Annotated in this window: 14 protein-coding genes and 2 pseudogenes; 13 read left to right on the top strand and 3 right to left on the bottom strand. The window is 43.7% G+C overall.

Going from position 1 to position 21,430, the window contains the following annotated elements:
- Positions 1 to 102 precede the first annotated feature (102 nt).
- From ACR63N_RS05320 to ACR63N_RS05300, 5 genes and pseudogenes are all read left to right on the top strand, one after another.
- Complete coding sequence (locus tag ACR63N_RS05320) at positions 103 to 1,782, top strand: TIGR00341 family protein (protein ID WP_367111073.1); 1,680 nt, start codon at positions 103 to 105, stop codon at positions 1,780 to 1,782.
- Between the two features lie 165 nt (positions 1,783 to 1,947).
- Positions 1,948 to 4,620: an alanine--tRNA ligase gene (gene alaS, locus ACR63N_RS05315; RefSeq protein WP_367106105.1), complete on the top strand. Its 2,673-nt coding sequence runs from the start codon at positions 1,948 to 1,950 to the stop codon at positions 4,618 to 4,620.
- Positions 4,621 to 4,881: 261 nt separating this feature from the next.
- Positions 4,882 to 6,168, top strand: coding sequence for an aspartate kinase (locus ACR63N_RS05310; RefSeq protein WP_367103491.1), 1,287 nt, complete (start codon positions 4,882 to 4,884; stop codon positions 6,166 to 6,168).
- A gap of 391 nt (positions 6,169 to 6,559) precedes the next feature.
- A pseudogene (csrA, locus tag ACR63N_RS05305) lies at positions 6,560 to 6,727 on the top strand (carbon storage regulator CsrA); the annotation flags it as partial.
- 105 nt (positions 6,728 to 6,832) lie between these two features.
- A complete protein-coding gene (locus ACR63N_RS05300) occupies positions 6,833 to 7,207 on the top strand; it encodes a HopJ type III effector protein (protein ID WP_367103492.1) in 375 nt (124 codons plus the stop codon).
- Between the two features lie 87 nt (positions 7,208 to 7,294).
- Here the strand turns inward: ACR63N_RS05300 and ACR63N_RS05295 are convergent, their stop codons facing one another.
- Together ACR63N_RS05295 and ACR63N_RS05290 are read right to left on the bottom strand one after the other, a co-directional pair.
- A complete protein-coding gene (locus tag ACR63N_RS05295; protein WP_367106106.1) occupies positions 7,295 to 7,606 on the bottom strand; it encodes a YeaC family protein in 312 nt (103 codons plus the stop codon).
- Between the two features lie 48 nt (positions 7,607 to 7,654).
- On the bottom strand, positions 7,655 to 8,563 hold the full coding sequence (locus tag ACR63N_RS05290) for an NAD(+) kinase (RefSeq protein ID WP_472782718.1): 909 nt from the start codon (positions 8,561 to 8,563) through the stop codon (positions 7,655 to 7,657).
- Between the two features lie 455 nt (positions 8,564 to 9,018).
- On the opposite strand from ACR63N_RS05290, the gene ACR63N_RS05285 reads away from it, so the two are divergent.
- On the top strand, positions 9,019 to 9,738 hold the full coding sequence (locus tag ACR63N_RS05285; RefSeq protein WP_472782554.1) for a Bax inhibitor-1/YccA family protein: 720 nt from the start codon (positions 9,019 to 9,021) through the stop codon (positions 9,736 to 9,738).
- Positions 9,739 to 9,838: 100 nt separating this feature from the next.
- Here ACR63N_RS05285 and ACR63N_RS05280 read toward each other — a convergent pair whose 3' ends face one another.
- Positions 9,839 to 12,613 (bottom strand): heavy metal translocating P-type ATPase, encoded by a 2,775-nt coding sequence (locus ACR63N_RS05280; RefSeq protein WP_472782553.1) that lies wholly within the window; start codon positions 12,611 to 12,613, stop codon positions 9,839 to 9,841.
- 352 nt (positions 12,614 to 12,965) lie between these two features.
- Here ACR63N_RS05280 and mrcB point away from each other — a divergent pair, with 352 nt between their 5' ends.
- The 7 genes and pseudogenes from mrcB (at position 12,966) to purH (ending at position 21,405) form a co-directional block, all read left to right on the top strand.
- A complete protein-coding gene (mrcB, locus tag ACR63N_RS05275; protein ID WP_472782552.1) occupies positions 12,966 to 15,431 on the top strand; it encodes a penicillin-binding protein 1B in 2,466 nt (821 codons plus the stop codon).
- 97 nt (positions 15,432 to 15,528) lie between these two features.
- On the top strand, positions 15,529 to 16,452 hold the full coding sequence (locus ACR63N_RS05270) for a tetratricopeptide repeat protein (RefSeq protein ID WP_472782551.1): 924 nt from the start codon (positions 15,529 to 15,531) through the stop codon (positions 16,450 to 16,452).
- Between the two features lie 87 nt (positions 16,453 to 16,539).
- On the top strand, positions 16,540 to 17,466 hold the full coding sequence (gene prmA, locus ACR63N_RS05265) for a 50S ribosomal protein L11 methyltransferase (RefSeq protein WP_367103499.1): 927 nt from the start codon (positions 16,540 to 16,542) through the stop codon (positions 17,464 to 17,466).
- Positions 17,467 to 17,659: 193 nt separating this feature from the next.
- Positions 17,660 to 17,728, top strand: a pseudogene (locus tag ACR63N_RS05260) (hypothetical protein); the annotation flags it as partial.
- An 84-nt stretch (positions 17,729 to 17,812) separates the two neighbouring features.
- Positions 17,813 to 18,916 carry a DUF3426 domain-containing protein gene (locus ACR63N_RS05255; protein ID WP_367103794.1) on the top strand — a complete coding sequence of 368 codons (1,104 nt, stop codon included), beginning with the start codon at positions 17,813 to 17,815 and terminating at the stop codon, positions 18,914 to 18,916.
- A gap of 333 nt (positions 18,917 to 19,249) precedes the next feature.
- Positions 19,250 to 19,486, top strand: coding sequence for a DNA-binding transcriptional regulator Fis (gene fis / locus ACR63N_RS05250; protein ID WP_367103795.1), 237 nt, complete (start codon positions 19,250 to 19,252; stop codon positions 19,484 to 19,486).
- A gap of 338 nt (positions 19,487 to 19,824) precedes the next feature.
- Positions 19,825 to 21,405: a bifunctional phosphoribosylaminoimidazolecarboxamide formyltransferase/IMP cyclohydrolase gene (purH, locus tag ACR63N_RS05245; RefSeq protein ID WP_367103500.1), complete on the top strand. Its 1,581-nt coding sequence runs from the start codon at positions 19,825 to 19,827 to the stop codon at positions 21,403 to 21,405.
- The last annotated feature ends 25 nt before the right edge of the window (positions 21,406 to 21,430 follow it).

Below are 21,430 nucleotides of genomic sequence, written 5' to 3'. Positions count from 1 at the left end.
CATACCTCCAGCAACATTATTCAGTCATAAAAAAAGCTACACTTTTGTCACTCTTCTATTACAATAATTATTCTCTTTGTTCTCTACGAAAGTGCTGTTGCCATGACTCTATCCAGCCACAATTCCTCTCCATTTTTATCTACTGCCGAATCCTTACTAGATGACGATCACGCTACCGATATAGACGGTCATAGGGATGAAGTATTAAAAACTAGTGTAGATAATGACGCGCAATTGGCTCGCCAACCTTTGATTGACCATATTGATAACTCAGATGCTCAGCATGAGGACGTAGGAGAAACAGAAGCGGAACAGGATAGCGAAGTAGTAACCGAAGATGCCAAAGCGCCCGAGTCACAAATAACTATGACCTCACCCAGTCCCGATGTAGTTATTGCTACTGTAGAGACCCCAGAAATTGAGGAAAAATTTGATGAAGCTGTAGAGACTCAAAGACAAGCTGGAGCTAAAGCAGTAAAAAATAATGCTGATGAACAAAACTCTAACGACAACAATAGTGAGGCTGCGATCAGTGCGGAGCCTATTAATGAAGATAGTATTAGTGAGGACAGCATTGGTAAAAGTGGCGCTGCTGAAAATAGCCTTGATAATAAAAATCCAGCCAGTCAAAAGCAGCTTGATTCAGAAGCCTACCCAACCGAAGAGGAGAAACAAGAAGCTGTTGAAAAAGAAAAGGAATCCAAACTTGAGTCTTATAAACAGTTTATTGCTGAGCAATTTAGCAATCAAAAAGTAGATTACCCCGAGGTGCGGGTCAAAATTGAAGCCAATGCTTTGCCAAGCAAAATGTACTTCATTATGAATGTGCTGTCCGCTATCATCGCCAGCTACGGATTGGTAGCCAATTCAGCGGCTGTAGTTATCGGTGCGATGCTAGTAGCTATGATGCTTGGGCCTATCACTGGTATAGCACTAGCTATCATTGACCACCGTATGCCTTTACTGCGTAAATCGTTGTTTACCGTGACAGCTGGCGTGTCTTTAGTGGTATTGGTAGGCTTTATAGTAGGCTGGCTGCATAACGAGCAGCCACTGACCGCCGAGATACTATCACGTACTCAGCCCACCTCTATGGATTTGATGATTGCTCTAGCAGGCGGTACTGCTGGTGCTTATGCGATGGTATCACCGCACTTGTCTGTTGCTGTCGTTGGCGTCGCGGTCGCAACCGCTTTGGTGCCACCGCTAGCTGCTAGCGGAATACTATTTGCTAATGGCGAGATGCAGCTAGGACTTGGCGCACTACTTTTGGCCATCACCAATATTATTGCCATTCAATTTACCAATGCTTTGGTGTTATGGTTATTGGGCTTTCGCCGCTTGGTCGATGATGATTATAAAACTCATACTTTTTATACTTTTTGTCGGCGTAATGCAGTAACCTTGTTACTATTGGCGGGGTTGGGTACTTACTTAACCATTAACTTAAATAAAAATGCCAATCAACAAACCTTTGAGAACAATGTCAAAACAGCGATTAACAATCATTTTATCAATAAAGGTAATGTGCTGACCAATACCCAGTTTGACAATACGGGTGAACGTTTAACCATTCGTGCCGTTATTCGCGGCGAGACTACGCCAAGCTCTTACGATGTACGCCAGATTGAGGCTTTAATTGTACAAGATATGGCTGATAACTTTTCTAATGACTCCCCTATCAAATTGCAATTGCGTTATGTACCAGTACAGGTCATTGAATCCAATCCCCTTATTGCAGATAAGCTTGATAAAACTGATGCGGCGATTTTGACCAATTGATGGCTTATACTCATTGATTTTACATAGTTACTCAAGGCTGCAACTATATCTCCTATATCAACAACCTCGGCGTTTATGCTAAAATCGCTGGCAAAATTATTTAATTTATTTCTATTATTATTTCAATTACATATTATTTTAATCCTACTGCACTAAGGAGCCGCTGTGAGCCAGCCCTTTCGCTCAGCCGATATTCGTAAAGCTTTTATTGATTTTTTTATAAGCAAACAGCATACCCCTGTTGCCTCATCAAGTCTGATTCCGCATAACGACCCGACGTTGCTATTTACCAATGCCGGTATGAACCAGTTCAAAGAGACTTTTTTGGGTATGGAGACGCGTGACTATACGCGCGCGGTCACCTCACAAAAATGCGTGCGCGCCGGCGGCAAACACAACGATTTAGACAATGTCGGCTACACGGCTCGTCACCATACGTTTTTTGAGATGCTCGGCAACTTCTCCTTTGGCGATTATTTTAAAGAAGCAGGTATTGCTTATATTTGGGAGTTTTTAACCGCTGATGAGTGGTTGGCGCTTGATCAAGACCGTCTTTATGTCACCATTTATGAGACCGATGACGAGGCCTTTGATATTTGGCATAAAAAGATCGGTTTGCCGGCGGAGCGTATCATTCGTATCGGTGATAATAAAGGCGCGCCTTATGCCTCTGATAACTTTTGGACGATGGGTGATACTGGACCTTGTGGCCCTTGTACCGAAGTCTTTTATGATCATGGGCCTGAAGTTGAGGGTGGTCTACCGGGTACACCGGAAGAAGATGGCGATCGTTATATTGAGATTTGGAACTGCGTGTTTATGCAGTTTAATCGCCAAAAAGATGGCAGTATGACCCCGCTCCCTGCACCTAGTGTCGATACTGGCATGGGACTTGAGCGCCTGAGTGCCATTATGCAAGGCGTGCATAGTAATTACGAAATCGATTTATTCGTCCATTTAATGGATGCTGCTGCCCAAATTCTAGAGGTTGAAAACCAGCAACAGGCCTCCCTAAAAGTCATTGCTGATCACATTCGTGCCGTAGCATTTTTGATTGCTGATGGTGTTATGCCTAGTAATGAAGGGCGCGGTTATGTGCTACGCCGTATTATTCGCCGCGCCGTGCGTCACGGTAATAAGCTTGGCGCAGAGAGTGATTTCTTTTATAAAATGGTGGCGCCTTTGGCTCAGGAGATGGGCGACGCTTACCCTGAGCTTAAGAATAAGCAAAGCATGATTGAAAATGCTATTCAAAAAGAAGAAGCACAATTTGCCAAGACACTCGCGCAAGGACTACGCTTGCTATCAAGCGAGCTTGAAGATTTGCAAGAGGGTGATATTCTCTCCGGCGCAGCAGCCTTTAAGCTCTATGATACTTACGGTTTTCCGCTAGATTTGACTGCTGATATCACCCGCGAGCGCGGTATTGCTATTAACGAAGAAGAATTTGATGAACACATGCAAGCACAGCGCGAACGCGCGCGCGATGCAGGCAAATTTGACGTCGATTATAGCAGTGTGATTCAAGTAGACAATCCTACTGAGTTCATTGGTTATCAGCAATTAGAAGAAAATAACGTTAGTCTGATTGCTCTATATCAAGACGGTCAGACGGCTGATAGCTTAGCAGAAGGAGACGAGGGAGTTATTGTCCTGGACCGTACTCCATTTTATGCTGAGGGCGGCGGACAAGTGGGCGAGCTTGGTGAGATTCGTACGGCTTCCGGTGTTTTCGAGGTACAAAACACCAAAAAATCCGGTCAAGCGATTATCCATTATGGTGTCGTCAGTATGGGCACCATCAGTACCAATCAAACTGCAGAGGCACAGGTACTCTCTAGTATACGTGCCGCTAGCGCTAAAAACCATTCAGCGACGCACCTGCTTCATGCCGCCCTACGTGAAGTCTTAGGCGATAGCGTCTCACAAAAAGGCTCGTTGGTATCAAGTGACGTACTGCGCTTTGACTTTGCTTATGATAAACCAGTAACGCCTGCCCAGATTATCCGTATCGAGCGTTTAGTCAATGAGCAGATCCAAGCCAACACCCCAGCACGTATCGAAAATATGTCTATCGATGAAGCCATGGATAAAGGCGCAGTCGCCCTATTTGGCGAAAAATATGGTGATGAGGTACGTGTGTTAACGATGGGCACAGAAGATATCGTTGATGGCAAACGTCACCCTTTCTCTATTGAGCTGTGCGGCGGGCTACATGTTGAGCGTACTGGCGATATTGGGCTATTTAAAATAACTAGTGAGGCTAGTATTGCTGCCGGTATCCGCCGTGTTGAGGCTGTCACGGGTATGGGCGCTATTAAATATATTCAGCAAAATGATGCGCAGCTAAGTACTTTAGCAGGACAACTAAAAGTTAAACGTCCGGAGGTTGCCACACGTGTGCAAGTGATGAGCGATAATCAGCGCAAGCTTGAAAAAGAGCTTGAGCGTTTGCAGCAAAAAATAGCCAGTGCACAAGCCACTAATTTACTCGATGAGGTGCAAACCATCGCTGGTACACCTGTGCTGATCAGCACTTTATCCGGTATTGACGGCAAGTCCATTCGCCCCCTTATGGATGATGTCAAATCGAAACTGCCTGATAGCGTCATTGTACTGATTGGTGATAAAGACGATCAATTAGCGCTAGCGGCAAGCGTGGCTAAATCGGTCACCTCGCGTATTAAAGCGGGCGACATTATCCGTCATTTAGCAAGCGAGCTTGGCGGTAAAGGTGGCGGCAAGCCTGATTACGCTCAGGGCGGCGCGCCTAAGGCAGATAACACTAAGACAGTTATCGATGCTCTGCCAAATTGGCTGGCGGCGCAGCTTAGCTAACTAGTATTTAAACTGCTCAAATTTAGTCAAATATTTCGGTTAACGGTGCGATTGGTTATAACCCTTATAACCAATCGCCATATATCTAAATGCAGTTACGACTTAAATTTGTCGAATTTATATGATATAACAGTGCCCACTCAAACTTATATCTAGCTATAACATCAAGAGATATGATCAAGTTGAGGCATAATTCTTATCTACCCGTTCTAATCAACACTAAGTGATAGACGACCACCAACAAAAACAGGTAACCATCCTATGGCGTTAATAGTACAAAAATATGGCGGCACCTCAATGGGCAGTATTGATCGCATAAAAAACGTCGCCAAACGAGTTAAACGTTGGCACGATAATGGTCATCAAATCATTGTTGTGGTCTCTGCTATGAGTGGTGAAACCAATCGCCTAATTGATTTAGCGCGTCAGATTAGCACGCAGCCCGATCCTCGTGAATACGATCAAATGGTCTCAACAGGTGAACAGGTATCTATCTCCTTACTAGCGATGGCTATCAAAGAGCTTGGCATTGGTGCGCGCTCGTTTACAGGTCGTCAGGTCGCCATCAAAACCGATGCGGCGCATAATAAAGCCCGCATTGAAAGTATTGATGATAAAAATATTCGTCAGCAATTGGATGCTGGTAATATTGTCATTGTCGCAGGCTTTCAAGGTATTGATAATGAGGACAATATTACTACTTTAGGACGCGGTGGCTCTGACACTACCGGCGTGGCTATTGCCGCAGCACTAGGCGCGGATGAATGTCAGATTTATACCGACGTTGATGGCGTCTATACTACCGATCCACGCGTCACCTCAAAAGCTAAAAAACTTGAAAAGATCACCTTTGAAGAGATGCTAGAGATGGCAAGCCTTGGCTCAAAGATCTTGCAAATTCGTTCAGTAGAGTTTGCTGGCAAGTATGGTGTACCGCTGCGGGTTTTATCAAGCTTTGATGAAAACAACGATGGTAGCTTTGATGATGATTTCAAGAACAACGTGGGCACTTTAATTACAATAGACGAAGGGGACAGTATGGAACAAGCAGTTATCTCAGGTATCGCCTTTAATCGCGATGAAGCAAAAATCGTGGTGCGCGGTGTCCCTGATCACCCTGGTATTGCCTCAGCTATCTTGACCCCAATTGGCCGCGCTAATATCGAAATCGATATGATCGTCCAAAATGTATCTACCCACGGTACTACTGACTTTAGCTTTACCGTCAACCGTAGCGATATGGACAAGGCACTAAAGGTGCTCAACGATGAAGTAAAAGATGAGATTGGCGCCAAAGAGGTCACCGGTAATAGCGAAGTCGTCAAAGTCTCTTTGGTTGGCGTTGGTATGCGCTCTCATGCAGGTGTTGCCAGCCTCATGTTCCAAACCTTAGCTGAAAACAACATAAACATTCAAATGATATCGACCAGCGAGATTAAAGTATCGGTTCTTATTCAAGAACAGTATCTAGAAAAAGCTGTTAAATCACTCCATACTGCTTTCGGTCTTGATCGTACAGAAGGGGATAGTAAAGTAGCTGGTCAATAAACATATCGACGACTTATCACTACAAAGTTAAGTCCTGTTACTTATTTACTAATATGGTCTATCACGATTCTGTGTTTGTTATCGGGATGGACTATTTACCCAACAGTTTTGTTAAAAGTCGTGACACTGTTTGCTTGGGTACTTATAATGGACTGTTCATTTGGGCTAAATGAACTTACCTATTATCACAGACTTAACTATTCTTGTTGTTTGCAGTGTTTTGGATCATATCTCTATTTTATTATAATGAATTAAGATAAGACGCTTTATTATAAAAATAGAACGATTCAATATAACAAACATCATATAGTAGCTAGCCTAGTGATATTCTGAAATTGAGATACAATATAATGAGTAACTATTTTTTATTGCGACATAAGGAGTGTGACGCATGCTAATTTTAACCCGCCGCGTAGGCGAAACCTTGATGATTGGCGACGAAGTCAGTGTAACCGTTCTAGGGGTTAAAGGTAATCAGGTACGTATCGGTGTTAATGCACCTAAAGATATTGCTGTGCACCGCGAAGAGATCTATCAACGTATTCAACAAGAGCGTTCTGCGCAGTCGCAGCTGCAGCATCTTGAGCAAGGTAGCTTTGCGCCTTCATTCGATGACGAAGACTATTTTAATCGCTAATTTAATCTGCTTTGAGGTTATTGAATTATGAGTATCCGCCGATCAGACGTATCAGCATTACTTAATGGTTTGAATAAAAAGGCCATTGGGTTCAATGATGTTATCAGCTTTATCGATGACTTTTATCGTTATTCGCCTGCACCATTTGTAAATGGCATGGTGCACAATGCAGCAGGTGAGAGTGAAGGCAGTGCCAAGATTTTCGGTTTTGCAAAGCATCACAATCTAAATCAACTAGATACGCTCACCTTGTTTGGTGAACATTACGAAAAGGTAAGAGCGACTCCTAATGGTACCGATCATGCCAACATACGTAACTTTTTGCATTGGGGCTGGCAAGGGTTTTTGATGGAAAAGAACCCTTTAACTTTACGTCCAGATGTTGATACTACGAGCGTGTAGTTATGATCTGTCACTAGTAAAAAGGCCCCACTAGCAAATCATAGTGTGGCCTTTTTATTATGAGCAACTTTCTTTATTCATCATGCTTTATTTATCACGAAACTTGACAGGTTGAATGGCACCTGTAGGATTGGGCAAATTAGGATAATGCTGCTCATGTTCAACATCACAGTCAGCGCCGACTACGCTGCCATCTTCTTTTACAGGTTTATGAATAAAGCCTGTGCGCTCGCTTGGGGGCAGATGCTCGTGCTCCCAAATCATGACCGCCTGCATACAAGTTTCGCGCTGCTCTGCGGTTAACTTACGACCGTCCGGCCACTTACCAAGCTCAATAGCTTCACGAAATTTATCGACTATCTCAGGCGTTAGGCTGCTTAATATTGTCTGTTTGTCCATACTACCTACTCTCCTTTCGCTATTTATATTCAGTTTATAGTATGTCTATTATTCATCATCCATAATATCATCATCAACATCTAGACTGAACTCCTCAGCATGGACGTTCCAGTGCAGCTTAGTACGACAAGCCTCATAAAACTCAAAGCCTGGTGGGTGTAGCAAAGTAAGTTTGTCAGGGTGTTTTCGAATATATAGACGCTGGTTTTGCTCTAGAGGCACGCTGGCTTTGCCATCAGCGCTAACCATTGGTTGAGTACGGTTGTCTTCATGAATACGAATACAAACCTCACTGTTGCCGCTCACCACAATTGGTCTGCTTGATAAAGTGTGAGGATGCATAGGTACTAAACAAATAGCATCCATACTAGGATGAATAATAGGACCGCCGCCTGAGAGCGCATAAGCGGTAGACCCCGTTGGTGTCGCTGCGATCAAACCATCACTGTGTTGGCGATAGACGTCTTGGCCGTCTATTTTCATCTGAAAATCGATCATATGTACCGATTTACCAGCATGCAACACTACGTCATTAAGAGCCATATCTTCATGAATAATGTCGCGCCCTTCACGTATCTCCATGGTCAATAAAAACCGGTGATCTAATTGATAATCGCCCATCAAGACTTGCCGCAGCTTAAAAGCAACCTCGTTTGGCTTGACATCTGCCAAGAACCCAAGGCGACCACGATTAACTCCCAATACTGGCACGCGATAACGGGCCAATGCTTCAGCGGCATGAAGGATTGAGCCGTCACCCCCTACTACAATAACCAAATCGCAAATCTCGCCAATCAAACTACGTTTAACTATTTTGACCTTTTCGATATTGCTAAGGTCTAAAGTAGGTAGGTTAGCTGTTTTCATATCCATGACTAAAGTCAGACCCATCTCATTGACGGTCTGAGATACCTGAAGAAGGCTTTTGATTACGCTACGCTTGCCAGCACGGCCCATAAGACCAATACGGCGAAACGCAGGGTTCTTGATAGCGTGAAACAACTCTGATTCATGTAAGTGCGGCAATCTTGCTGACTGCGCTGAGTTTTCCATAAAACGACTCGGCATAACTTTAGAATAAATGACAAAAAACACAAAGTGACGTTAAAAATGTTAAATAAGCAATAATAGCGATAATTGAGCCGTTAAACTAGCATGTTTTATCAATTATCGTTGTTAACTGTCGTAATCAGCCCCATATATAAATCATCATTCGCATCTTTTATGTCTATTCAGCTTTGGATGGATTGATAGTGCGGAGCTTTGCTACTTGGTATGGCTATAGATCAGCTTTTATGAGCTGATAAACAATAGCGCTGAACCTTGACTATTGTCACGTAAACACAGTTGACAATAATAGCAGTTTTGCTAAAGTAGCTTACATTTATTTCATTTTTATCGAGGACTTATATATGGCAAATCCTATTGTCAGTCGCGCTGAACTTGCGGTCGGTGGTGAGCCGATGACCGTTAAAGGCGTGGTACAAAAAACGACCATGCTTTTAGGCTTGTCAGCACTCTCTGGTTTAGGCTTTTTCTTTTATGCCATTGCTGCTGGTTTGTCTAGCAATTTTATTTATATGACAGCGATTATCAGCATGTTTGCTGGTGTTGGTCTAGCGTTTTTTATGATTTTTAAGCCACATATGGCAAAAAAGTTAGCTGTTCCCTACGCTTTGTTAGAAGGTTTATTTTTGGGCGGCATCTCCATGATCTTTATGAGTATGTACCCAAGCGTGCCTTTAACAGCACTATGTGCAACCTTTGTCACAGCGGCAGTAATGCTAGGGTTATATCGCTCAGGTTTGGTCAAAGTTACTGATAAATTCCGCTCTATCATGATGTCAGCTGTATTTGCCATTATGATTTTGTATGTGGTGCAGTGGGGCTTTATTTTGTTTGGCTCAAGCTTACCGTTCTTATTTGATGGCGGCATGATCGCTATTGGCTTTAGCTTATTTGTCATTGTCATCGCCTCATTTAGCTTATTGCTTGATTTTGATAATATCGAGCGCGGCGTAGCAGCTGGTGTCTCTGAAGATTATGAATGGATATTTAGTGTCGGTATCGTAGCGACTCTAGTGTGGATGTACATTGAGTTCCTGCGTCTGCTAAGCTATCTACAAGACTAATTAGCTAAAATAATACGACTTAAACCAAAACGGCCTGTTATTCATAATAGGCCGTTTTTTATAGGCAAAGATTTTAGATTATAGCTTTTAGATCATATCTTTAAGCACGTTTTAAACGTAGTGCATTGAGCACTACCAGTAGCGAGCTTAGTGACATACCAATAGCGGCAAGCCAAGGCGGCACATAACCAAAGACGGCTGGCAGCAACACGATACCGTTATAGCCAAGCGCCCAGCGAAAGTTTTGTCTAATGATGCGCTCTGTTTTATCCGCGATGCGTTTGGCGGCGGTAATTGCCTCAATCTGACCGTTTAAAATGATACTGTCGCTTGAAACCTGTGCTAGATCTGCGGCGCCAGCAATAGAGGTTGACACGTCTGCAGCAGCCAATACTGGCGCATCATTGATACCATCTCCTACCATCAATACCACTGCATTTTTTGCTTGCAAGTTTTTAATATGATCGACCTTGTCCATCGGCGACAGGCCGTTATAAGCTGATTGCATACCCAAAGATTCAGCCATAGCTAGCGCTTGCGGGCTTGGATCGCCTGTAAGCATCACTGACTCAATGTCTAAAGCTTTGAGCTTATCGAGCGTCGACTTAGCCGTATCACGTACCTTATCATTGAAATAAAAACAGGCTAGCGCTTGCCACTGCTCAGACTTATAACAAGACAACACCACTGCTGAGCTGGCACGATGGGCTTTTAAATCAATGGTAACATCATCAAGAGTATTCTTATTAGCAGTGTTCCCAGTTGTTCCATCTATCGTTACAGCTTTTGTTCTAGCCTTTATTTTGTCTAGGGCAAAATCAATATGACCGATACGGTATAGCTCGTCATCGATAACCGCTTCCACGCCACCTGCTGGATAATGCGTCAAGTCTTGTGTGGCTGGTAGATGTATTTTATAAGCAGCGGTTAGTAGCGCGTGCGCAATAGGATGACGACTACCCACTTCTAAGGCAGCTGCTATCGATAACAGCTGGTCTTGTCTTGATTCGTCTGATTGATGGTTTTTATACTTTGTCGTTGTCGCTAAAGAATCACTCGAGGCTATTAATTCAATAGTTAATAAATTGGGCTTACCATAAGTTAGAGTGCCAGTTTTATCAAAAGCAACATGGGTAATCTCAGCCAAGGTTTGTAGCGTATGACCACGCGTAGTCAAAAAGCCATAGCTTGCCAATCGGTTGGTTGCGACCGTAAGCGCAATGGGCGTTGCCAAAGATAAAGCGCAAGGACAAGTGGCAACCAATACTGCCACCGTTGCCCAGATCGCTTGGCTGGGATCAACAACATACCAACCGATAAACACCAATACGGATAACACCAAAATACGAGCTACAAACCAACGTGCTAGCTTATCGGCCTGCTGCGCAAGCTTTGGTTTTTCGCTCATCGCCCGATTCATCAGCCTATCAATTAGTCCCATCTGACTGTCTTGTGGCAGTGCCGTAACTAGCATTATGAACGGTTGACTGTCATTTTGCGCGCCGCCCACAATATAGTCGCCTGCATGCTTGGTAATAAGATCGCCCTCACCCGTCAGTAAGCTTTGCGATACCGTAGCTATGTCACTCAGTAAAACACCATCACTAATAATTTCAGCACCAGCCTCAATCATGATAATATCGCCAACCTGAAGACTTTGCGCCGTCACCATCTCTTTTTCTTCTAAAACACGCTCTTGAGCTACAGCCTGTGTCTCTAAAGTCTGCTGACGACTTTTTTGCCAGTGAGTAGCGATCTGCTTAGTAATAGCCTGTATATCGGCATCAATATCTTGCATAAAACTGGGCGTAGCATCAGACACCAAACTTGGCTGTGCTAAGATATGCTCAGCGGCGGCTTTATCTTCATCAATTTTTTGCACTAGCGTCGGCTCAATTACCACCAAATCATTGGCCATAGTCGCCGCTTTTAAGCGCGCATTGTGTTCAATATAGCGCCCCGCTAGCAAAAAGAAAATAAACATACTAACTGAGTCATAATACGTCTCGCCCTGCCCTGTAACTGTGGCATAAAGGCTGGCGAAAAAAGTCACTACCAAAGCAACACTAACTGGCACATCCATATTTACTTGACGGGCGCGGATGGCTGACCATGCTGAGGTAAAAAACGGTAAGCCTGCGTAAAAGAACACCGGCGTGCTGACAAATAAAGACACCCAGCGCAAAAAATCACGCTGAAATATCAGCATATCGCTGTACTCACCGAAATAGATAGCGACCGCGTACATCATCGCCTGCATAGCACCGAGAGCTGCGATACCAAGACGCAGAAGCATCTGATTGTTGTGCCGTGCTAGCATCGCCTCATGCGTGTCTTGTCGATAAGGCTTGGCGTCATAGCCAATCTCGTTGATAACCGCTAAAATACGACTAATAGGCAGTTTAGCCTCGTCCCAGATCACGCGCATACGCTGATTGGTTAGATTGACTTGGCATTTACTAATACCGTCAATCTCATAGAGCCGCGACTCAATTAGCCAAGTACATGCCGCGCAGCGCAAGTTATTAACCGACAACTCAGCGACTGAAAAGCCACCTTGCGCGTATACAAACTGCGCTTTGATCTCGTCGTGATCGTAAGCTTCAAGGCGCGTCAGTTGGGTTGGCAAACTTGCTGTACGATTAATCTCCGAGCGATCCAGATAATATTGCTCCAGTCCCGCCTCAACGATACTTTGCGAGGCAAGCTGGCAGCCCATACAGCACATCGCGCGTGCCTGCCCTAGCACCTCTGTATAAAAAGGCGGCTGCGGCACTGGATCACCACAGTGAAAACAGTGGCCCTCAAGGGGCAACACTAAACCTTGGGTAATAGAGTTATCATAGTGAGACGCTGGTGGCGAGGCAATGGACATAGTCGCGATTACTTCCTTTAGACCGATTTGGCTGACGATTATCTTAAACTAACCACTAACTTCTTTGTTTAAGTATCAATGCTTATAATAATAATGCTGATACTGGGGCTAACAGCAACATAGCGCGCATTAATTCATACAAAAAACATCGTTTTGCTGCGTATAGATTGTTATCTTATATGGCATTCAAGGTTCAAATTAAAAGCCAATTGCAGTCTAATCTGATCGATAGTTACGATAGTCCGTTAAACTCAAAACTAATAAATGCCTAAGTCTATGATGATAGATTGAAAATTTTGTCAATTTGCGTCATTATGAGGCAGTTTTTTAATCTCAACACGGTACTCTATAAGTGCAAAAACCCCATTCTACTCTATCAAATTCGCCTAAGTCTGTCATAAATACGCCGCCCTCGCAGCAACGTGGCTTGGTATTTAGCAGCCTTTTATTGATTATTATCATCGTTGGTATGGTGCTATTGGCGCTATACTTAGTCAAGCTCGATCGTACGATTACCCATAAGTTTGAGGGTAAACGCTGGGATATTCCTGCCAAAGTATATTCACAGCCCCTTGAGTTATATCAAGGTGCAGCTGTTGATAAAAACACTATCGAGACTTGGCTTGAGCTGCTCAATTACAGCAACAACAAAGCTTATGACCGCACGGGTAGTTTTTATAAGTCAGGCAGTGACTATTTTATCCATACGCGCGGTTTTACTTATAGCGCCAACGACATCGATAAAGAACAAGTCATTAAAATGACGATCTCAAATAATAAAATTCAGTCCATCCAAAGTACCGAACCCAACAAAATGGGGATTTTACGCCTTGAGCCGGTAAATATTGGCGGTATTTATCCTGATAGTAATGAGGATCGCTTGGTTGTTTCTTTAGACGAGGTACCGCAGCCGCTGATTGATGCTTTGATTGCGACCGAAGATCGCGGGTTTTATGAGCATAAAGGGGTCTCTATCCGCGGTATCGCGCGCGCGGTACTCAATAATTTCTCTGGCGGCTCTATGCAGGGCGGCTCAACCATCACCCAGCAGCTCATCAAAAACTTCTATCTAAATTCTGATCGCACCCTAAAGCGTAAAGCCAATGAAGCACTCATGGCGGTGCTACTAGAGCTGCATTATAGTAAAGATGAGATATTGCAGACCTATTTAAATGAGATTTACTTAGGTCAAAACGGTAATCGTTCCATCAATGGTTTTGGCCTAGCTTCACAGTTTTATTTTAATCAGCCACTAAGTGAGCTGCGTACCGATCAGCAGGCTTTATTGGTCGGTATGGCTAAAGGCCCCAGTGTCTATAACCCGCGCCGCCATCCTAACGACTCTAAAGCGCGTCGCGATACCGTGCTAAATAACATGCTTACCCTTGGCATGCTCACCCAAGCTGAGTACGACAAAGCTATCGAGCAGCCTTTGGGTGTGGTTGATAAACCTGTTGAAGGTAAGAGCCTTTTCCCTGATTTCTTAGATATAGTCAAGCGTGAGCTCAATGACGTTTATTACGCTGATGACCTAAAAAACGAGGGATTGACGATCATTAGCACCCTAAACCCTATCACTCAGCTTGCCGCAGATAAAGCGGTTGAGCAAAAACTTGGTGAGCTGCGCCGTGGTAGCAGTCAAGCCAAGGATCTGGAGGGCGCTTTAGTTAGTGCTAACCCTGAGACTGGAGAGCTGGTAGCTGTGGTGGGTAGTGGTAGTGAGTTTACCGGCTTTAATCGTGCTGTTGATGCCAAGCGTCAAGTCGGCTCACTACTAAAACCAGTCATTTATATGACTGCCCTTGAAAGTGGTCGTTACAATTTAGCAAGCTCAGTAGATGATTCCCCTATTACCGTTAATCTAAGCGATGGCGGTAAATGGAACCCTAAGAACTACAATAACCGTGACCATGGTTATGTGGCTTTGACTACCGCACTGGCCCAATCTTACAATCAAAGCGCGGTTCGGTTGGGCATGGAGTTTGGCGTTGACACCTTTGTTAGACAACTGCGCCGCTTAGGTATTGAAGAGAAGGTTCCTACCTATCCGTCAGTATTGTTAGGCTCAGTGAATCTAAGCCCGATGGATATGTTAGGGGTTTACCAAGTCTTTGCTACGGGCGGCTTTCGCACTCCTATTCACAGTATCCGTAGCGTGGTTGATAATCGCGGTAGTATACTGCAGCGTACTGGTCTTAGCACCGAGCGTAGTATTCCGCCGGAGACTAACTATCTGACCAACTATGCGCTCCAGCAAGTAGTCAAAAATGGTACTGCTAAGCGCGCGCAGTCTTTGGGGAGCGAGCTGAATATTGCCGGTAAGACTGGTACTACCAACGACTACCGTGATGCTTGGTTTGCAGGTTATAGTGGCAACTACGTCAGCGTCGTTTGGGTAGGCCGCGATGACAATAAACCCATTGGGCTTAGTGGCGGTACCGGCGCGCTACCAGTATGGGTTGATTACATGAAGCGCTTAAAGCTAACACCAGTAGCTACCCCAGAACCAGAAGGTATTGAATGGTTATGGCTTGAAAATAATTCAGGCAAACTATCTAACGAGCGCTGTGAAGGGGCGCGCTATCTGCCAGTCATGTCAGCACATCTACCAGAAGAAGCCAGTAGCTGCGCGATGGCGCTGTATCAGCAAGATCAAGCACGGGGTCAAATACAATGGCAGAATGAGCAAGGAGCTATCAATCAGCAGCGCCTCGAAGAAGGACTGCCTATTCCAGATGGCCAAGCGATTGATGAGCAAGAAGATGACAATACGAGACGAGCTGACACCTGGTACGATCGCGCGCTAGAATGGTTTTGATTATTCAACAACTCAGTCGATGAGACCGAATGAAAGTAGCTAAACATACATTACCAGCTTATATTATTATTTAAATGAGATAAAGAAGAGGTTTGATATGGCACTATCTATGCAGCCTATACTGCAGCAAAACTCGATAACGATAAAAAAGCGTTTAGGATTATCTAGACTCTTGTTAGCTACTAGTACGCTTATAGGTATGCTGACATTGAGTGCTTGTCAGACTACACCAACTTCAGTATCTAGAACTGTATCTAGTCCTGATAGTACAGCGCCGACCTCCTCTACCGTCGTCCAATTGCCTGAAAACACAAGACTCAACAATAGAGTCCTTGAAAATAGAACTCCTGAGAACAGAATCCCTGTGACTCAAGCACCTACTTACGGTAGCAATGAGCGCCCTAACACCGATATAGCCCCTTCTACACCTCCTAAAGCCACACAGACCTACCCATCTTACCCTGAACCATCTAAGCGCCAAATAACACCTAATTCTAAGGATAGTAGAGGTATCACTAATCCTATTACTCAGCCCACGCAGATTATAGAGCCGCCGGAAACCATATTCAATGAGCCTACTGTCATAATACCTTCGCGCGATGATTATGTTGTCATACCGCCGTCCACGCCATCACCGCGCAATGCTTTGTTGGAGCGGGCGCGTCAAAACTCGCAACAACAAAGCGCCCGAACCTCTACCGATCAGAGCGATTTGCCTGCATTTCGCAATCTAATACAAGTAGGTATCAATGAGCTTCGGTCTAATAATCTAACCGCCGCCGAAAGTAGTTTTACCCGTGCGCAGCGTCTTGCCCCTAGATCCTCAGCTGTGTATTTTTATTTATCGCAAGTGGCTTTAAAAAAGAATCAGCCTCGTAAAGCAGAAGCTATGGCTCGTCGTGGTCTGACGGTCTCACAAGATAGCGAACGCCGACGCGCACTCTGGCAGCTTATTTTGCAATCAGGTCAACAGCAAAACAATTCGCGTGTCATTCGCGAGGCGCAACAAGCACTCAGATAATGTATTGATAATCAACTGGTAAAAATTTTAATGGTTTTTATTTGAGTTAACAAACACAATCTAACAAATACAATCAAGGTTATTTTTATGGCATGGCAACAATTGCACTTACAGTGTGAAAAAGCGAACGTTGAGTTAGCAGAGACCCTGCTATTAGAAGCAGACGCCCTCTCAATTGCACTAGACGATGCTGGGGATCAACCTTTGTTTGAGCCGCTACCAGGAGAGGCACCGCTTTGGGATGAGGTCATACTCACAGGGCTTTTTGACGCTACTACTGCAGCTGGTAGTCGGCAATCTCTCGAGCAGCTTGGTCATGAAATTGCCGCTCAAGTACACGCCAGTCGTATTTGGCTGACATCAGTTGACGACAAAGACTGGGAACGTGAATGGATGGTTCATTATCACCCCATAGAATGTGCTAACGGCTTGTGGATTGTTCCCAACTGGCTGACACCGCCTGACCCTAGTGCTACTAATATAATTATGGATCCAGGCCTTGCCTTTGGTACCGGCTATCATGCTACTACGCGTTTATGTTTGGACTGGCTAACTGAACAAGACTTAAGCGATAAAGTAGTTATTGATTATGGCTGTGGCTCAGGTATTTTGGGTATTGGCGCTTTATTGTTGGGCGCCGAACACGTTTATGCTGTTGATATTGACCCGCAAGCTGTGCTGGCTACTAAGCAGAATGCGGCACGCAATGGTGTTGACAGTCGTCTACAAGCTTTTTTACCTGAAGAGTTTACAGCTTATTGTGAGCAACATGAAGTTATACCTGTAGACGTTATTGTTGCCAATATATTAGCCAAGCCTCTCATCAGCTTAGCGCCCTATTTTGCAACACTCATCGCTACAAAAGGCAAAATCGTTTTGGCAGGTTTGATCGAATCACAGACTGAGCAAGTTGCTGAAGCTTATAAACCGTACTTCGCTCTTGATCCCAAACATGCCTTTAGCGCTCAAGAGGATCAACATTGGCAGCGTTTATCGGGTACGTTTACACGATAGCAATAGGCATGATTTAAATTTACACACTAGCAACAATATATTACATATGTTACGATAGGTAGTCAGTTGGTCTTTATATGATTAATGCCACTCTCCTATTATTGATATACAGATGTTTAATAATAAATAGGACATAAGATAATTATGATGAGTGGAATGGCAGTTATTGCCGCTCTTTTTTGGACGCCGCCCTATGCAAACGCTCATCAAAACCAAATGTCCTTCCTGCAAAACTTATCTTAGTGTCCCGCAATCACATCTAAATGAGCGAGATGCAAAGGTGCGCTGTGAGCGCTGCCAGCAAATATATTTAGTTAACAATAATATTGTAGTTTCCAGCGATACTATGTCAACTGTTAGCAGTTCTAAGACCAATACTGCTAAACAAAAATTTAATCGGGTCACTAAAACAGAGGCTTCTTCAAAAGATCAAAGTGACTCTTTATATAATGATGATCTTATCTATGATGATATGCCTATTGATGAGTCAGATCATACCGATACAAAATATGACTTATCAGATGATATGGAGCCTTGGTTCTCACTGTTAGATGCCATGCCTTCATCCTCATCGAAGAGTAATAAGCAGCCGAATATGGTAGCTAACAAAGAGTCCATCGCAAATAACGAGTTAGATAGTTTGGTTGTTAGGAGTGATTACATTGCTAAGACTAGCTTTCAGTCTACTATGAGCTCAGCGGCTGCAAACGATATCAACGCCTCTGTAAGCACTACTAACCATCGTAGTGATAACGATAATGGTTGGCTTGAGAAGCTCTTAGAAGAACAAGATGATAGTGATAATACGCGTATAGATAACCCAAAATCTACGACTGACTTATCAAAGCTATTGGCTAGTATGGGTGTGCCGCCCAACGATCAAAAACACCTGAACCGTCATGCAAACCTTAATGACTTAAATATTTATAGGCAAACTCATAAGCGTCCTACGCGTAGCTATCCTGCGCAGAACCGTATGCAGGCTTCTGCTGCATCAGTGCTGTGGCTGGCTGGCTGCTTGGTATTAGTAATGCTATTGTTTGCACAATATGTTATTTTTAATCTTGATCATTTAGTTAAGAATCCTGCACACGCCGCCCGTTTGCAAGCTGTTTGTGCTATTGCAGTTTGTAGCTTACCAAGCGCTGATCTAACGGCTTTTGATGTAACCGATCTTGTGCATAGACCTAGTGAGATAAAATCCGCTAATGGTTTTAGCGATATTAGTGCTATCTTAGCCAATCAAAGCACACAGGCCCAGTTGCTACCAACGCTTAAAGTAGGTATGTATAGTGATGAGGTTTTAGTTGGAGAGTTTATTGCATTGCCAGAAGATTATCTAGTAAGCAAGCAGTATAAACTACCTGCAGAACAACACAAATCTTTGATGTTCACTGTACCAATTGCAGATAATCAGATTAGCCAAATTACCATCGATCCTATTTATTGATAATCTTTTTTATTGATGATCTAGTGCTAATACACGTTCGATGCGGGTTTAATCATAGCTTAATAATTACTATCATTAGCTTATATATATTTTTAGGGACATTACCTTATGGCACACTCTGCGCAACCTTCTGCTAGTCATCCTAGTCAAAGCGATGACAATCTTTTTGATCGTGATGATATGAAGCTACCTACTAGCGATGTAGACAGCCATTTAGGTGACTATCGTTCTAGTAATTATCGTTCAAGCAATCATGGTTTAAGTGACTCTTATTTAAGTAACTCTTATCTAAATGGCCATACCAACGAGCAAACACTTGATAACCCTACCTCTATTTCGCTAAATGCACCTTTACGAGTGCACGTTGAGCGTGTGGTACGTGAGTATTTCGCAGCTTTAGATGATGAGATGCCTACAGACTTCTATAATTTAATTTTAAAGGAAGTAGAGCTGCCTTTACTGACCGTGGTCCTTGAACAAACTCGCGGCAACCAAACTAAATGCGCGCAAATATTAGGGCTTAATCGTGGCACGCTGCGCAAAAAACTCAAAACATATGGTCTAATGTAGCGCTTAATTTAATGTAAGAATCAAAGCTACCTTTATATATTCAATATATTCACTTTTTTGTTTAATTTTTGATTAAAGGTGCTTTTGCGTTTTGTATTAATAGATCAGATGTTTTATCATAAGCGTCGCTTATGTTCTCAAAGTGGCTGGTACTGACCCTTCAAGCTATCTCTTAGATATTGAGCTCTTAGATATCAAACTATACGTATTACTCCCAAAACGCTAGCTTTTATTATTACTACATACGACAACTCATAGATTGAACCTTATGGTATATATGATTGTCATAACTAATTTGCCAGACAACCTTGTCAGGCTTTTTTTATGGAACGGTTATTATGGCTACAAAACCGCTTGCTCTACTCTCAGTCTCAAACAAATCCAACATCGTAGAATTCGCTCAAGCACTTATCCAATCAGGTTTTGGTTTATTGTCAACAGGTGGTACTTATCGTCTGCTCAAAGAGCAAGATGTAGCGGTCACTGAAGTGTCAGATTATACTGGCTTTCCTGAGATGATGGATGGCCGCGTGAAAACTCTGCACCCCAAAATCCATGGTGGTATTTTAGGTCGCCGCGGTACTGATGATGACATTATGAGCGAGCATAAGATTGATCGTATCGATCTAGTAGTGGTGAACTTATACCCATTTGCACAAACTATAGCTCGTACTGATGTAACTATGGACGAGGCTATTGAAAATATCGATATTGGTGGGCCTACTATGGTACGCGCAGCTGCTAAAAACTATGCGCATGTCGGCATTGTTACTGACCCAAATGATTATGATCGTGTGATTACCGCTTTAGAAGGTAGCACCAAGCTGAGCGCTACCCTACGTTATGACTTAGCAGTAAAAGCTTTCGAGCATACCGCACAGTATGACGGTATAATTGCTAACTTTTTGGGAAGCCGTGTCAATGATACGCAAGAACCAGAGGCTTTTGCTCGTACACTTAATCTGCAACTGGATAAAGCACAGGATTTACGCTACGGAGAGAATCCACATCAAAAAGCGGCATTTTATGTTGAAGGCACCTTTACTGAGAGCCCGCAAGCCTCTATTGCTACGGCTCAGCAATTACAAGGCAAAGCTTTGTCTTATAACAATATAGCCGATACCGATGCTGCTCTTGAATGCGTAAAGGCCTTTACAGCACCGGCTTGTGTCATCGTCAAACATGCTAATCCTTGCGGTGTTGCTATTGATAATGATCAAGTAGCAGCCTACCGTACAGCTTTTAGTACTGATCCTGAATCTTCGTTTGGCGGTATTATTGCTTTTAACCGTCAGCTTACCGTAGCCGCTGCCAAAGCTATTATTGACAATCAATTTGTGGAAGTGATTATCGCGCCGAGTCTTGAAGAAGGTGTATTGCAAGCGACTGCTAGTAAGAAAAACGTACGCGTACTGGTTTGCGGTGAGCTTACCTCTCCAAAGGATCTGTTAGCGCAGCTGGATTATAAGCGCGTCAACGGCGGACTTTTAGTACAAGAACAAGATTTAAATATCATTACGGCTAATGATTTGCAAATCGTGACTGACGTTCAACCCACAGAGAGCCAGATTAGCGATTTATTATTTACGTGGGCGGTGGCCAAGTATGTCAAATCAAACGCTATTGTCTATGGCAAGAATCAGCGTACTGTTGGTATCGGTGCGGGTCAAATGAGCCGTGTCAATTCAGCACGTATTGCTGCCATCAAAGCTGAACACGCAGGTTTGACTACTGAAGGAGCGGTAATGGCATCTGACGCCTTCTTCCCCTTCCGTGATGGTATCGATAATGCAGCAGATGTTGGTATCTCAGCTATCATTCAGCCTGGTGGTTCTATGCGCGATAATGAAACCATTGCTGCTGCTAACGAACACGGCATTGCTATGGTCTTCACCGGAGTACGTCATTTCCGCCATTAACGCTCTTGCACAAGAGTTATTGTAC

It is taken from the genome of Psychrobacter sp. M4, from assembly GCF_055699795.1.
Note: the sequence above shows the minus strand (reverse complement) of the source record. Positions and strands in the feature narration are given on the sequence as shown.